The sequence below is a fragment of the Rahnella woolbedingensis genome (genome assembly GCF_003602095.1).
In the GTDB taxonomy this organism is placed as follows: Bacteria; Pseudomonadota; Gammaproteobacteria; order Enterobacterales; family Enterobacteriaceae; genus Rahnella; species Rahnella woolbedingensis.
The window spans coordinates 1-14,616 of record NZ_RAHH01000051.1 but is presented as its reverse complement, the minus strand read 5'-3'; the positions used below and the strand labels follow the sequence as shown (position 1 = coordinate 14,616).

Genomic DNA, 14,616 nt, shown 5'->3' with positions numbered 1-14,616 from the left:
CATTTTTGTTTAGAATGCACTATTCCTGAAAATAATTATCGTCAATTAAAAATCATAAAATCCACTGTGATTCATGTGCGATAATTTAATTTTAATCATCTATAAATACTAGGCTAAAATTTAATTACCTTTTTAACCTTAGAATGTTTTTTTTCCACCATTGGCTAGTGAATAGAAAAATGGCAAGCACAGTTGCTAATGAAAACAAGCTTGACTTTATTATGTTAGTAGAGAGGTTGGTTTTAAAAAAACATTTCCTAAAAATAAAATAATGAAGAAAAGTATGAATATTTTAAAATATTTAAACATTTGTCACCTCTTTAATAAGAGGTTCAAAGAACCTCTTATACGTATTTACCAGTGGCATTGGCCATTTACACTATTACTATTACTATTACTATCTCCACCAAACGCACCACTACCGTTGCCATTATTACCATATTTATCTACCGCCGCCATAGCAGAATCATAACTTTGACCGCCAGCAATTGTACCAAATATACCACCAATAAGGGCTCCTAAAGGACCACCATCCAAGGCTCCAATTGCACTACCCGCAGCCGCGCCTGCATAGGTAGCAGCATCGCGTCCTGAATTTCGGGCGCTCGTATTTTGTGTCCGAGAAGAGCTGTCATTACCTGAGCTACTGCCTGATACTAAGTCGAGTAATGATGAGTCGATAACTTTCATGAATAGTTCCTTTTAATGAAGTAATTGATGTTTTATAAGGCAACTGTAAAGAAAATTATAGTTATCGAATTTAACCACACTAATCAAGTGGTTTGTTAAATATAATAAGTATGTCCCAGTATGAGCCACGCTGATAAATGCAAAAAAAAACTAACAAGCCATTGTTATTAAACAGATTCATTTGTAATTCTACATACTCTCTATCAATCATCAACAGGGCATCCTGAAGAGTTTGCGCAAAAATTGTTGGGGCATAAGTCGGAAAAATTGACCGAAGAGCTTGAATTCTCGGAAGAAAGCGTTGGTATTGTTATGAACATGTTGCAGACCGCTTTCACTCTTCCCTCACTGATTGGGTTTTATGCCGCATAGCGCAAAACCCCCCATATGTCCCTGAAAACCGAAATGACCGGTCGCCTATTTATTGTGATCCTCTGGCAATGTCGTTTTCAATGGTGGCGTTCTTCACTATACCTAAATATCACAATGCATTTGAATAGTAACCAATGGTAAAGTAAATATTGTTATTATCACCTTTCGCCGCGAGGTTTTTTATTCTGATAGTTATTTAGTTTTATGAGGATCAATATCTGTCCGTTAGGTCAAGCACGAAACGACCACGTGGCCGTAAATGAATTCGCTTACTTTCGTACGCAGGGCGAGGATGTTGTCCGAAACAGAACGGTTTCGGTCAGTGCAAAGCGATAACTCGAATAACTATATGCAGAGGAAGCATTTATGCCACGGAGACAAATACTCAGTAGTGAAGAGCAGGAGCGCTTGCTGGTTATTCCAGATGATGAAATTATTCTGACACGAATGTGTTTTCTGAATGAACATGATATTGCACTCATTAATAAACACCGACGGCCAGCAAATCGCCTGGGCTTTGCTGTATTACTCTGTTATCTGCGCGGACCTGGATTTATTCCGGACAAAAGTAATATCCCTCACAGTGGCGTCATATCCAGAATCGCTTCCCGGCTGAAGCTTCAACCTGATCTATGGCCGGAATATGCCTCAAGAGAGCAAACTCGCCGGGAACATCTGACTGAACTTTATCGCTACCTGAAATTATCTCCGTTCTGTCGGTCACTGCAAAAAGACTGTATCCGGCATCTTCACCCCTATGCCATGCGTACTGACAAAGGATTTATGCTGGCGGAAGAAATGCTCAGCTGGCTACATAACAATAATGTTATTTTCCCTTCTGTTGATGTGATAGAACGGACCCTTGCCGAAGTCGTCACGCTCGATGACAGAGCCGTATTTTCGGCACTTACTGCGCAACTGGAAAAGCAGCATGAATCAGCACTCGACAGCCTGCTCATATCAGAGGGTGAACAACCTTCCCGTCTGGCATGGCTACTTCAACCTCCCGGTAAAATAAACGGTAAAAACGTGCTGCAACATCTTGATCGGCTCAGTAGCATTGAATCGCTGGCATTACCTGAAGGTATAGATCGTACCATTCACCAGAACCGGTTGCTGAAACTGGCGCGAGAAGGCCGAAAGATGAGTAGCCGGGATTTGACCCGATTTTCAGCAGCCCGCCGTCATGCGATCCTGGTCTGCGTGCTGGAAGGGCACCTGAAAGAAGAAATAGCCTAGGAAGAACAAGGCGCCAAGCAGTGATGAAATGCCCGGCGTAATATTTAAATCCTGCGCCAGCCCGGAGGCGGCACCAAACCCATAATTGGCACGGTCAAGATACGCGAGACTGTAGGTGATAAACGCCAGCGCAGCGGTGCCAGTTTTTAAGGCAAATTGAGGTTCATATGTCGGTTCTCTGAGTTTTAGTATTGCCTGCCAGAATGCCTTCTGGCGTCGTTTTTTAGCGCCAATGTGGATCGAGTCAACCTGTCATACGTCAACTTGTATGACATCATTTATGTTTAAAAATGCACCACTGAAATGCGCTAGGCAATCATCAGACTGGCGGAGTAAAATCTGCGTCACAAAATTCTTTTTTAGCGGGCAGTGGCTCATAAGCCCGCAAAAACCGGCGGGATAACTTCACACCCGCCGCCTGACGTGCTATATCTCTGGCCGTTGTAGGACAACTTATGGCGACGGACAAGATGAGTATTCAATCGATCCAAAAACACAATGTGGTGAATGCGGTTTACGATCAGATCAAGGAAAAGCTGCTCGATGGCAGCTGGCCGCCGGGTAGCAAACTCCCCTCGGAGGCGGAACTGACCGCATCGTTTAACGTCAGCCGCGTCAGCATCCGCAGTGCGGTGCAGCGGTTGCGGGATCTCGGCATTGTGGTGACGCAACAGGGCAAAGGCAGTTTTGTCAGCCAGAACCTCAGTCAGCAAACCCTGCTCAATGAACAGCAGCCGATCATGCACCTGAGCCGCGAAGAGTTTCACGACATGATGGTATTCCGTCAGACGGTGGAATTTAAGTGCATGGAGCTGGCGGTCATCAACGCCACGGCGGAAGACATCACCGCGCTGGAACAGGCGCTGAACCGTATGCTGGTCAATAAAGATGACTACAAAAAGTACTCACAGGCCGACTTCGACTTTCATCTGGCGATCGCCAAAGCCTCGCAGAACAAAGTGTTCTACAACGTGATGAATTCGATTAAAGACATCTATTACTACTATCTGGAAGAACTGAACCGTGCGCTGGGGATTACGCTGGAAAGCGTCGAAGCGCACATCAAAGTGTTTATGGCGATCAAAAACCGCGACTCTTCAACAGCGGTTGCCGTACTCAATGACGCGATGTCCGACAACGTGACGGCCATCGAAAAGCTCAAACAGTCCCTGCCGGACGCCAAATAAGCGCCATGCTCAGCGCCAGAATTTGCACTCTGGCGCTGAACCTTTCCGGACTTTACGGACGTGACGCCGTACCATCAGGTGTCCGCGCCATCGTCCAAGAAGGAATACCGCCGACGCACGGATACTGTGCCGCTTTCTTCTCGTCGATATCTATCCCCAGCCCTGGACGGTCGCTCAGATAGGCATAACCCTGATCGATTTCCGCACATCCCGGGAACACATCACGCAGCGCATCGTTCACCGGCGTATATTCCTGAATACCGAAATTGGTCACGCTCATGTCCAGGTGCAAATTGGCACAAACACCGACCGGCGAAATATCGCCCGGCCCGTGCCACGCGGTGCGCACACCGTGCAGTTCGCTGAGCGTCGCCAGTTTTTTCGCCGGCGTGATGCCGCCGATGGTACTGACGTGACAGCGGATATAGTCGATCAGGTTATTGGTAATAAGCGGCTTCCAGTCATTGACGTTGGTAAACAGTTCGCCCATCGAAATCGGTGTGGAAGACTGCTGACGCAACATTTTCAGCCATTCGATATTTTCCGGCGCAACCGGATCCTCGAGATAAAACAGCTGATATTGCTCGAGCGTTTTCGCCAGTTGAACGGACGCAATCGGCTGCACGCGTTCGTGAACGTCGTGGATAAATTCGATGCCAAACCCGAGTTTATTACGCAGATGATCAAACAGGCGCGGCACGCTTTTAACGTAAGATTCCGGGTCAAAATAAATCCCCGGTGTACTGGTGCGCGGCGAGCGTTTAGGCTGAATATTTTTGGCACGTGCCAGTCGGGTGGCAATAAGCTTCATGTCGTCAGTCCCTGCTCCGCCGTACATCCCCATCTGGCAGCGCACATACTGATAGCCCTCCTCCATGCGCGCACGGATATTGTCTTCCACTTCAAACTCATCGCCGCCGTCCGTGTGTACATACAGCGGAATACCGTCGCGGCATTTTCCGCCCAGCAGTTCATACACCGGCATGCCGGCCAGCTTTCCTTTGATATCCCACAGCGCCATGTCCACGCCGGAAAGCGCGTTGTTCATAATGGGGCCACTACGCCAGTAACCACTGACGCAGGCTGACTGCCAGATATCTTCAATACGCATCGGATCCTTACCGATTAAAAACGGTTCCATGTATTCATCAATGGCGGTTTTCACCGCATGAATACGCTGGGTAAACGTGGCGCAGCCTAATCCGTATAAACCCGGCTGGTTGGTTTCCACTTTCACCACCGCGAGATCGATACCTCCGGGTGCCGTCAGAATGGTTTTCACCGCGGTGATTTTAAGATTACTCACAGTAACTCCTTAATATGTATGTCAGACCCGATAACGTCTTATCCTGATGTGGCGCTCGCCACACAGCGAATGAATAACTCTTAGCGCAGTTATATCTATCAACTCAACTGTCGTCCTACAAGTTATTTTGTTTATATCACCCCCTGAACAAACCGCCAAAGCCCGGTGAAGAGATTTTGTGCACTCGATCATACAATCTGTCGGAACAAAATTATTTATTTGTTTTATAAAGACTAAATTAATTAATGCGTTTTTTCACTCTGAAATTGTGTGACACAGATGGCAAATAACTCACCTCAGCATTGATTTAAAAAGAGCCTTGCATCAGTTTAAGCACGAATGATGTCATACAGGTTGAGAATCTGATGACGCCCTGAGAAATATCAACGATGAGGAATTATCATGTCTGCTGCATTATTTGATTTAACCGGCAAAACGGCGTTAGTGACGGGTTCTGCCCGCGGTTTAGGTTTTGCTTACGCACAGGGGCTGGCGGCGGCTGGGGCTGGCGTGATCCTCAATGATATCCGCGAAGAACTGTTGCAGGAATCTGTCCAGTCACTGCGTAATCAGGGTTATCAGGCGCACGGTTTTGCCTTTGATGTCACCCGTGAAGATGCCGTGGAAAGTGCCTTCGCCGCCCTCGAAGCGCAGGGATTGCAGGTGGACATTCTGATCAACAACGCCGGGATCCAGTATCGCAAACCGATGGTAGAACTGGAGCTGGAACAATGGCAGCGCGTGATCGATACCAACCTCACCAGCGCCTTTATCGTCTCCCGGGCGGCGGCTAAACGCATGATCGCCCGTGGCAACGGCGGCAAAATCATTAACATCGGCTCGCTGACCAGCCAGGCAGCGCGCCCCACCGTTGCGCCGTATACCGCCGCCAAAGGCGGTATCAAGATGCTGACCTGCTCGATGGCCGCCGAATGGGCAGAATTCAATATTCAGTCCAACGCCATCGGCCCCGGCTACATTTTCACCGACATGAATGCCGCGCTTATCGATAACAAGGAATTCGACAGCTGGGTAAAAGCCAGCAACCCGTCGAAACGCTGGGGTAAACCGCAGGAACTGATCGGCACTGCCGTGTTCCTGTCCTCGTCCGCTTCCGACTACATCAACGGCCAGATCATCTATGTCGATGGCGGCTGGCTGGCAGTGCTGTAAGCGCCTGCCTGAACTCTGAAAGACTTTGCCCGCGGCAGCCTGTGCCGTGGGCAGTACCCTGCATCTGCATGACCAAACCAATAAAAAACTGACCAGGACACTCAAATGAAAGCAACAAAGTCGCGATTTTTTATCCTGTCGCTGTTGTTCATTGTGACGGCAATTAACTATATGGACAGAGCGAATCTGGCCGTCGCGGGCAGTAAGATCCAGTCCGAATTCGATCTGAGCGCCACACAGCTCGGTCTGCTGTTCTCAATGTTTACGTGGTTTTATGCTGCCAGTCAGATCCCCGTGGGCTATGTGCTGGACCGCATCGGCTCGCGTATTCTCTACGGCAGCGCCATTATTCTGTGGAGCATTTTCACTTTCCTGATGGGTTTCTCCTCGCACCATCTGTTCACAACTGCCACCGCCTCGTTCCTGATGCTGCTCGGCTGCCGCGCACTGATCGGCATCGCGGAAGCGCCGTCGTTTCCGTCGAATACCAAAATCATTGCCACCTGGTTTCCGGACCATGAACGCGCACGCGCCACGGCGATTTACTCCAGCGCGCAGTATATCGGCCTGGCGTTGCTGACCCCGGCGCTTTCCTACGTTGTGGCGGAATACGGCTGGGAAATGTCGTTCTATCTTTCCGGCGGCGCAGGCATTTTGTTCGGCATCTACTGGCTGATGAAATACCGCGACCCTCAGCACAGTACCGGCACCAACCAGCAGGAACTGAATTACATCCGCGAAGGCGGTGGTTACGGCTCCACAAACCAGGCCAGCGTCAGCGAGAAAGTACGCTGGAAAGACATTAAATATTTCCTCAAACAACGCACTATCTGGGGATTGTTCATCGCGCAGTTCGCCTGCTCTTCCACGCTTTATTTCTTCCTGACCTGGTTCATCGTCTATCTGGAAAAAGGGCTGCATCTGTCGATCACCAAAGCCGGGATCGGCGCGTCATTCCCGTATCTGATGGCGATGGCGGGCGTCCTGTGCGGCGGTACGCTGAGCGACATGCTGCTCAAAAAAGGCAAATCGCGCACCCTGGCCCGCAAACTGCCGGTGATGGCCGGTTTGTGTCTGACGATGGTGATTTGTCTGGTGAATTTCTTTGAAGATCAGCCGACTGTCGCCATTGCCATTTTATCCGTCGCGTTCTTCGCCAACGCCTTTTCCAATCTCGGCTGGGTGGTGTGGAGCGATGTGATCCCACGTAACTTTATCGGCACGATGGGCGGCTGCCTGAATATCTGCGGCAACCTTTCCGGCATCGTCAGCCCGATTGTCATCGGCGTGATCCTGCAACGCACCAACAATTTCCAGTACGCCATGTGGTACATCGCCGCCGTCGCGCTGGCGGGTTTACTGGCTTACACCTTCCTGGTCGGCAAAATCGAAGTGATCGTGCCGCCGAAATCCGATATTCCCAATAAGCATCGTGCTGACTCAAATCAGCAGAAAATAACCGGAGCATTGAAATGAGCACTCAACACAAAATTGCCTGTAAAGCCTGTTTCGCTTATGGCGAAAAAGACGTGCGCGTGGAAAAGCGCGAACTGGAATACAGTGACAGCGATATTCTGGTGAAAGTCGTTTGCGGCGGCATCTGCGGTTCTGACATTCACTATTATCAGCACGGACGCGCCGGGATGTCTGTGCTTAAACACCCGATGGTGGTCGGCCACGAGTTTGTCGGCGTGATAGAAAAAGCGCCTGCAGATTCAGGTTTCCACGCCGGTCAGCGCGTGGCGGTCAATCCCTCGCAGCCGTGCAATCACTGTGCATTTTGTCTCGAAGGGAAACAGAATCTGTGCAAAACCATGCGCTTTATGGGCAGCGCGCAGTTCAATCCGCACGTCAACGGCGGATTCTCTGAATACGTTGTGGCGACGAAAGCCCAGTGCTTTGCCTACAGCAAAGTGCCACCTAAGGTGATGGCCTTTGCCGAACCCACGGCTGTGGCTATCCACGCGGTGAATGTCGCCGGAACGCTGGTTGGTAAAAAAGTACTGGTGATTGGCGCGGGGCCGATTGGTTGTCTGATCCTGGCAGCCGCCCGCAGCTCAGGGGCCGCGGAAATTGTCGCTTCCGACGTCAGCGCCCGCTGTCTCGAACTGGCCGTTGAAATGGGCGCCAGTGCCACATTCAACCCGATGGAGCAAGGCAGCGCGGACCACTATCAGGAAAACAGCGGCTATTTCGACGTAGTGTTCGAAGCCTCTGGCAGCCCGGCGGCCATCCAGTCTACCGTCGCTTTCACCCGCCCTTCCGGCACCATCGTACAGGTCGGTATGGGCGCGGCCAGCGTGGAATATCCGGTCATGCCGATGCTGGTCAAAGAGATCACCTGGGTGGGTTCTTTCCGCTTTATCGACGAATTTGCCACCGCCGTCGCCTGGCTGGAAGACGGTCGCGTCAATCCGCTGCCTTTACTCAGCGCAGAATATGCGCCGGAATCCATTGAAGAAGCGTTGATTGCCGCCGCCGATAAAACCCGCTCCTCGAAAGTGCAGATTACCTTCTGATACCTGCCCCAGCGCCACCGCTTTTCGTACCGGAAAGGCGGTAAGGGGCCCGCTTGGAATTCGGAATCTATGGTCACTCCCATTTTTGCAACACCGATTTTGACGATAACTTGGCTTGTTTGAATCCGTCAGACGTCTGAATGGGTTTTTATTCCCGCGCCTCGATGAGTTCCGCGCCTGATGAATCTCCAGAAATTATACGGCTTCAGTGAGCCTTTCCGTTTTACAGGTTCCTCAAGGCTTTGTTGAATAATAGGGAATCATGCTGTTAGACCATGCCTGTTTTGGCGGAAAATGCTTACTCCTCCAGATTTCGTGACCCAGCATGTTGTGTAACTGCATGATTTTACGTAATGGGAATTGGTCGGTTTCATGAATGACCAGCATAAAATCTATTTATTCAACAAAGCCGTTCCTCAACAGACCGGTGGGCCGTTTGTATCATCAATAATCAGTATCCGCAAAACCAGATGAGTGATTGTTTAAACTGGTATATTTCTCGTTATGCTTCGTAAGTTTGCTGTCGTGTCGTCAGTGTCTAGGCTATTCTGGCTAGCTTGTTTGCCAGTGCGCAGGTCACAACAAAGTTGCTTTTCCGGCACAGTAACTCCCTGACCCAGTCGGCCAATTTGGGGTCCGCTTGGAATACGGAAAATAAACCACGCTAAGGCTACTTTTCAACCAGAATGCTCTTGCCTACCCCCGAACTACGGGGCTACTGCGTTTCAGTGTCCTAAACCGAACGCTTTCGTACATCATCTAAAAACAGTCATGATAGTCCGCTGTGTGCCAATTGCGGACGTATAAAAGCTAAGCCAGGATCGACTAGCGGGGCGGGGTCAGTCCATCAGCTGACCGGAAGTGTCTAGATTATTCGTAGCGATTCAAACTTCACACACTGCCAGCTCCAGCGTACCCATGATTTCTGATCACTCCGCTCGGTTACAGGTGCAATGCCCACATAACTTTGAATTTCTTCGGCGCTGTTGAAGCGGTTACGGTTATATAGATTTTTTTCTGCATATATTTTTCTTTGACACATTAATTCATAGTTGATAACTACACTATTGATTCAGGTTTCGCCATTTTCCATCCAGGATCGATGGCGTACAAATCTATAGAAATAAAGGGTATATCAATGAAAAAGGGGTCAGTTTGGATATCGTAAATTTTTGTACGTTAAGCACATTATTTAACCAATCCAGTTAAGTAAAGGATTGATTTAGCGTCAGTTGCAGTCACTTTTAGGTTGTCGCTCTTGCTGTATCGCATTTGGGTTATCTGATTAAGACAAAATCCCCTGAAAACGCTGTATAGCGCGGGAGTACACCCTATCGCTATAGGTAAGCCTGTTCAAAAACAGGCTTACCGAATGGAAGGGACTTCCCCTGGACATGCACCTGATTAAATATTGTGCAATCATGGGGTGAACATAGCCCCGGAGGGATTCGTTATGACCATCACTACTGTCGGTATCGATCTTGCTAAAAATGTGTTCGCTGTTCACTGCGTTGACCAAAATGGCAGAACTGTTCTGGTTAAACCCAAAGTATCGCGTGCTGCTCTTCCAGAGCTGATTGCAGGTTTACCTCCTTGTGTTATCGGGATGGAAGCATGCTCCGGCGCGCATTACTGGGCAAGACTGTTTCGGCAGTATGGCCATGAACCCCGTCTGATGGCAGCAAAGTTTGTTTCTCCTTATCGCATGGCCGGTAAATCAGGGAAAAATGATGCAGCTGATGCTCAGGCTATCTGTGAAGCCGTCCGTCGCCCACATATGCGTTTTGTGCCCGTGAAGGATGAGAGCCAGCAAGCAATGCAATGTCTTCACCGTACCCGACAAGGTTTTATCGAAGAGAAAACAGCAACATATAACCGACTAAGAGGCTTAATATCTGAATTTGGCATCATCGCTCCACAGAGTACAGATGCCCTGCGCCACATAGTGTCTGAACAAAAGAACTCCTTGCCACTTCAGGTTCAGCAATGCGCTGATGACTTACTGGAACACATTAATCGTATTGAAGATAAAATCGCTGAATACGACCGGATCCTGTCTCGCATGGCCAAAGCTGATCACCGCAGTCAGAGGTTGATGGAGCTGAAAGGGATTGGCCCCACTACGGCATGTGCGCTGGTCGCCAGTATCGGTAATGCGCATGATTTTAAGAATGGACGTCAACTTGCAGCCTGGCTCGGACTTACGCCATCGCAGTACAGCAGTGGCGGAAAATCAAAGCTTGGCAGGATAACGAAAGCGGGCGATTCGTATTTGCGAACGCTACTGGTTCAGGGTGCCCGTTCGGTTCTGATTGGCGCTGAAAAAAGGACTGACTCATTCAGTCGTTGGGTTTGCTCGTTAATTGAGCGAAGAGGATACTGGCGGGCTGTTGTAGCCATCGCTGCCAAAAACGCAAGGCTGTGCTGGGCATCATTGCATTACGGTGATGATTTCAGACTGTACTCGGCCAGTTAAAGCACGAAGCAGCAGTATAACCATCTGACCTGCAACTCGTTGATGATAAAGGGTTAGACCCCGTGAGGTATATCTGATTATTGTACAGGATATACTTATCCGTTTACCGAACGAGAGCCTCACGAGCGTCTTTCATCAGGGCCCGAATCGATAACGATTCATCATGGCCATTTATAGTACCGCAGTCTCTCCCCTTTATTTTTACTGTAGTGCAGACAGAAACCATAAAACCGGCGTTGACATGCCGGGGAAGCCCTTATAGTACAATAATTTTCGATATCCAAACTGACCCCTAGAACGTTCTCAACGTCATAAAAGCTATGATGGACCAACTTTGGGATGACAGCACTGATCGTCGTGATGGCAGACTGGACGCTCGAAAAGGGGAACAGTTCTCCACTTAACATAGCCATGAGGTGCTTATGATTAGCGTCATCGTCAGTGAAAGTGTCATCCAGTGTATTCTGGATTTCTACGCAAAGAACAACGAAACAGATTACCAGATGGCGAAAGCTTGCCAGGATAGTCATGAGAAAGACATGACTGCTACGCAGCGCAACGTTGTTGAGGAAGCCGAGGCGCGATGCCTTGCATCGATGAACGATCCACTACGATTTCTGTAGTGGTAATTTTGTCGGCTTCGGCTCATTTCTGTCATTAAATCCCTGCCTATTCACCTGGCTGCATGGCTATGCAGTCGGGTGAAATTTATCAGGCGCAGAATACGCGGTTTGCCGGGGAGTTGACTGCCGGTTTTACCGGGCTGACGCCGCATTCGCGCCGAACTCGTCCGGAGCGGTGCGGTGAACAGGGGTTATGGTAAATTGGATTTGTTGGTTTAATGGCTGATAATTTCTTTTTTCAAAGCATCGTAGAGCTGATCTTGAAGAACACTCAATTCCCTGTTTTCTCGTATCAGCATTTTCCCATCTTTGTGTAAGACCACATCGTTAAATGATCCTGCGCCTCCAAAAGTACGCTTGATCTCCATTAGGGTGTTGTCGTAATCGATATCAAGTTTTTGGTAGAAATAATCAAACTGTTCGGCCCACTTTTTTTGGTCGTTATCCAAAAGCAATGAAGTGATTTGTGCCAATAACTCTTTAATTTTTTTTCTCATTTCAATCCACCGAAGTCTAATGTTTCTACGCCAGGAATCTCCCATGGTGCGGGAATGACAACTTGCTCAGTCCCACCAGAATAAAGGTCTGTTTGGTAGCCTATTTCACCAACATAAACTTTTGTCCCCGCTGGTATTTTGATCTCGTAATAACTATCAATAATGGATTTACTACCATCTGGCCATTCTGGGAGAATCGCTTTATCAATACGGGATTGGAGAACACCTTGCGGTTTTTCATAGCTAAAAAATCGGCCAAGTTCAGTGCCGTCCTGTCCTCCGCGATAAAAAATAGTATCGCTAGATAGTGTGATCTCTTTATAAACCCCACCTGAGAATGTTTCTGCAAATCGGTCACTAAGAGGCCCCGGTGCTATTGCTGAATATTCGCCCTCAACATTGCCTAATACGTGGAGGTTCTTAAGCTCGGAGATCTCACCTGCTGCCCCTAATCCTCCCATTCCCAGCCCTGCGGCAACTGACGCTCCTGCAATCAACAGCCCTTTGTTATCCATAACCTGATCATAACCAGCAAGCGCATCTCCGCCGAGCTGCTCTGCCGCCTGGTGATATCCCTCAACATTACCGTTATAAAGACCACCAGCCGCCAGTAAACGCCCTGCGGCCTTGCTGTTTATCGTCTCGCCATGCTGCGCTAGCTTCACTGTTGGCGCTGGTTTCCTGCCGTTATGGTTGTTGAGGCATTTTTCGTAGGCGTTTCTCACGTGCATTTCGAACCATTCGTGATAATGGTCCATAAAGCAGTCGTAAACTAAGTTACTTTCTTCATCGAAAAAGAAGGGATTGTTGTGGTAATCCCATTGTTCAGAAGTATCTATTCCGATGATCCAACCAGAATCAATGTTGTCTTGCGTAAAATCATAAGCATCATCAACGTAAGTCGCGTAACGCCGTTTAGTCGGTGCAGAAAGAAAGGTCACATTCCCGTTTTTTCGCCATGGGACATCATGAGCAGAAAACCGGTGCGAACGAGGATAATTATCGCTGCTGAGTTCGTAGAAAATTCGCGCCTGACGAAAAGCCTCACGCGGCGTCAGGATGTACTGAAAGTCTTCTGGTAAGAGTTCCCTCTCAGCATCCCATGCTCTTATTAATCTAAACATTACTCGTGGTGCTCCTTTCCCATAGCTATCCCTATCAATAGATTACCGGAAATGTGACCGCAAACGAATAACCACAAAAAAAATAATGTTTTGCATTGAAGCACGGGTTCATAACCCTATTTAAGATAGTAATTGTTCGGTTTCGGACGCAAAAACGCCACAGCAGCGTCAACTCAGGTGGTTACTTGATACCGGATGGTTAATAAATAGTCTTGCCGTAGGATATTTTCCCTTTTCCAAGCGGACCCCTTCTGGCCAAGCGGTGCTAAGGATGATCCACAGGATGCTGAGTTAGCATTAGAGCTAATGCTACGCTATCCCCAAAAGATAAAAGCCATAGAACCCGACAATGGTGATATCCGATTACTTCAACAGTTAGTTGAGCAGCGTCGACTGCTGGTTGAGGACAAACGCCGCTTTGTGAACCGGCTCATCAACTCGCTTAAACAGTATTATCCTCAGCCACTGGAGTGGTTCTCACATCGGGGTAGTTTACTGTTGTGTGAGCTGATTATCCGGTGGCCCAGTCTGCAACAACTGAAACGAGCCAGGCGCGACACGATCCGCAACTTTCTGAATGCCAAAGGTGGTCGCGCAGTGGCCCTTACCGAGCAGCGTGTTTTGAGTATTGATAACGCGATCCCATTGACGACAGACCCGAGTGTTATAGAGGCTAATGCTTTGATGGCAACAGCACTGGCGACACAAATTAAAGTCGTGAGTGAAATCATCAAAACCTATGACGAACGAATCGAAACGCTGTTTGACACGTTGCCAGATGCGGGGCTGTTCAAATCACTTCCGGGCATGGGGCCGTGTATGGGCCCACGAATGCTTGCTGCACTTGGTGATAACCGCGACCGGTTTAATAGCGCTGAAGAAATTCAAAACTACGCAGGTATTGCACCGGTGACAGAAAGAAGTGGCCAAAAATCCTGGGTTCACTGGAGATGGCAGTGTGCCAAGTTCGTCAGGCAGACCTTTGTAGAATGGGCTGCCAAAACGGTTAACTCATCATACTGGGCCAAGCTGTATTATCAGGGACTGCGAGAAAAGGGAAAATCTCATCAGTCTGCAATCCGTGCTCTTGCCTTCAAATGGATAAGGATCATTTACCGCTGCTGGAAGACCAGAACCCAGTACGACGAAGCGAAGTATTTGCTGGCTCTCGAAGCGCGACACTCGCCCTTACTGAAGCCATAAAAGCTTGTCGAATGTCTCAGGGCGTGAAGCGGACCTTAATAGTTGAGCATTCAGTAAAACGACCATTCTAGCGAGGATATGATTTATCGAGTGTCATGTTTTAGAATCAATCGATTATCTTAAGCTGATGGGAACCCGATGAAAGCACTTTCAATCGTTCGGCCTGCCGGAACTCAAATTGCAAACGGCCTAAAAACGCTGGAAATA

10 protein-coding genes and 5 pseudogenes are annotated in these 14,616 nt (G+C 48.7%); 8 read left to right on the top strand and 7 right to left on the bottom strand.

Annotation, left to right across the window (positions count from 1 at the left end; genetic code table 11):
* Nucleotides 1-354: 354 nt before the first annotated feature.
* Entirely contained in the window at nt 355-690 is a 336-nt protein-coding gene (locus D6C13_RS25515; protein WP_147408205.1) for a hypothetical protein, read from the bottom strand.
* A 738-nt stretch (nt 691-1,428) separates the two neighbouring features.
* Between D6C13_RS25515 and D6C13_RS24470 the strand changes: the two are divergent.
* Nucleotides 1,429-2,271 (top strand): annotated as a pseudogene (locus D6C13_RS24470) (DUF4158 domain-containing protein); the annotation flags it as partial.
* A gap of 3 nt (nt 2,272-2,274) precedes the next feature.
* Here the strand turns inward: D6C13_RS24470 and D6C13_RS24465 are convergent.
* A pseudogene (locus D6C13_RS24465) lies at nt 2,275-2,430 on the bottom strand (MFS transporter); the annotation flags it as partial.
* Between the two features lie 341 nt (nt 2,431-2,771).
* Between D6C13_RS24465 and D6C13_RS24460 the strand changes: the two are divergent.
* Entirely contained in the window at nt 2,772-3,488 is a 717-nt protein-coding gene (locus D6C13_RS24460; RefSeq protein ID WP_101079186.1) for a FadR/GntR family transcriptional regulator, read from the top strand.
* A gap of 52 nt (nt 3,489-3,540) precedes the next feature.
* Here the strand turns inward: D6C13_RS24460 and D6C13_RS24455 are convergent, their stop codons facing one another.
* Nucleotides 3,541-4,794, bottom strand: a complete 1,254-nt coding sequence (locus tag D6C13_RS24455; RefSeq protein WP_120135225.1) for an enolase C-terminal domain-like protein — start codon at nt 4,792-4,794, stop codon at nt 3,541-3,543.
* A 402-nt stretch (nt 4,795-5,196) separates the two neighbouring features.
* Here D6C13_RS24455 and D6C13_RS24450 point away from each other — a divergent pair, with 402 nt between their 5' ends.
* The 3 genes from D6C13_RS24450 (at nt 5,197) to idnD (ending at nt 8,486) form a co-directional block, all read left to right on the top strand.
* The gene (locus D6C13_RS24450; protein WP_120135224.1) at nt 5,197-5,967 is read left to right on the top strand and encodes an SDR family oxidoreductase; all 771 of its coding nucleotides are present in this window, start codon (nt 5,197-5,199) and stop codon (nt 5,965-5,967) included.
* A 105-nt stretch (nt 5,968-6,072) separates the two neighbouring features.
* Nucleotides 6,073-7,443 carry an MFS transporter gene (locus tag D6C13_RS24445; protein WP_120135223.1) on the top strand — a complete coding sequence of 457 codons (1,371 nt, stop codon included), beginning with the start codon at nt 6,073-6,075 and terminating at the stop codon, nt 7,441-7,443.
* The gene (gene idnD, locus D6C13_RS24440; protein WP_120135222.1) at nt 7,440-8,486 is read left to right on the top strand and encodes an L-idonate 5-dehydrogenase; all 1,047 of its coding nucleotides are present in this window, start codon (nt 7,440-7,442) and stop codon (nt 8,484-8,486) included. The genes D6C13_RS24445 and idnD overlap by 4 nt, the downstream gene beginning before the upstream one ends.
* Before the next feature lie 538 nt (nt 8,487-9,024).
* Here idnD and D6C13_RS26020 read toward each other — a convergent pair.
* Together D6C13_RS26020 and D6C13_RS25510 are read right to left on the bottom strand one after the other, a co-directional pair.
* Nucleotides 9,025-9,117 (bottom strand): annotated as a pseudogene (locus tag D6C13_RS26020) (hypothetical protein); the annotation flags it as partial.
* 255 nt (nt 9,118-9,372) lie between these two features.
* A pseudogene (locus D6C13_RS25510) lies at nt 9,373-9,489 on the bottom strand (transposase); the annotation flags it as partial.
* Between the two features lie 450 nt (nt 9,490-9,939).
* On the opposite strand from D6C13_RS25510, the gene D6C13_RS24435 reads away from it, so the two are divergent.
* Both D6C13_RS24435 and D6C13_RS25720 read left to right on the top strand, forming a co-directional pair.
* Nucleotides 9,940-10,962: an IS110 family RNA-guided transposase gene (locus D6C13_RS24435; protein WP_120135221.1), complete on the top strand. Its 1,023-nt coding sequence runs from the start codon at nt 9,940-9,942 to the stop codon at nt 10,960-10,962.
* Between the two features lie 422 nt (nt 10,963-11,384).
* Entirely contained in the window at nt 11,385-11,585 is a 201-nt protein-coding gene (locus D6C13_RS25720; RefSeq protein WP_120135220.1) for a hypothetical protein, read from the top strand.
* A gap of 215 nt (nt 11,586-11,800) precedes the next feature.
* Here D6C13_RS25720 and D6C13_RS24425 read toward each other — a convergent pair whose 3' ends face one another.
* Together D6C13_RS24425 and D6C13_RS24420 are read right to left on the bottom strand one after the other, a co-directional pair.
* Complete coding sequence (locus D6C13_RS24425; protein ID WP_120135219.1) at nt 11,801-12,082, bottom strand: DUF6966 domain-containing protein; 282 nt, start codon at nt 12,080-12,082, stop codon at nt 11,801-11,803.
* Nucleotides 12,079-13,206: a DUF8093 domain-containing protein gene (locus D6C13_RS24420; protein ID WP_120135218.1), complete on the bottom strand. Its 1,128-nt coding sequence runs from the start codon at nt 13,204-13,206 to the stop codon at nt 12,079-12,081. The genes D6C13_RS24425 and D6C13_RS24420 overlap by 4 nt, the downstream gene beginning before the upstream one ends.
* A 249-nt stretch (nt 13,207-13,455) precedes the next feature.
* On the opposite strand from D6C13_RS24420, the pseudogene D6C13_RS24415 reads away from it, so the two are divergent.
* Nucleotides 13,456-14,409, top strand: a pseudogene (locus D6C13_RS24415) (IS110 family RNA-guided transposase); the annotation flags it as partial.
* Nucleotides 14,410-14,616: the final 207 nt, after the last annotated feature.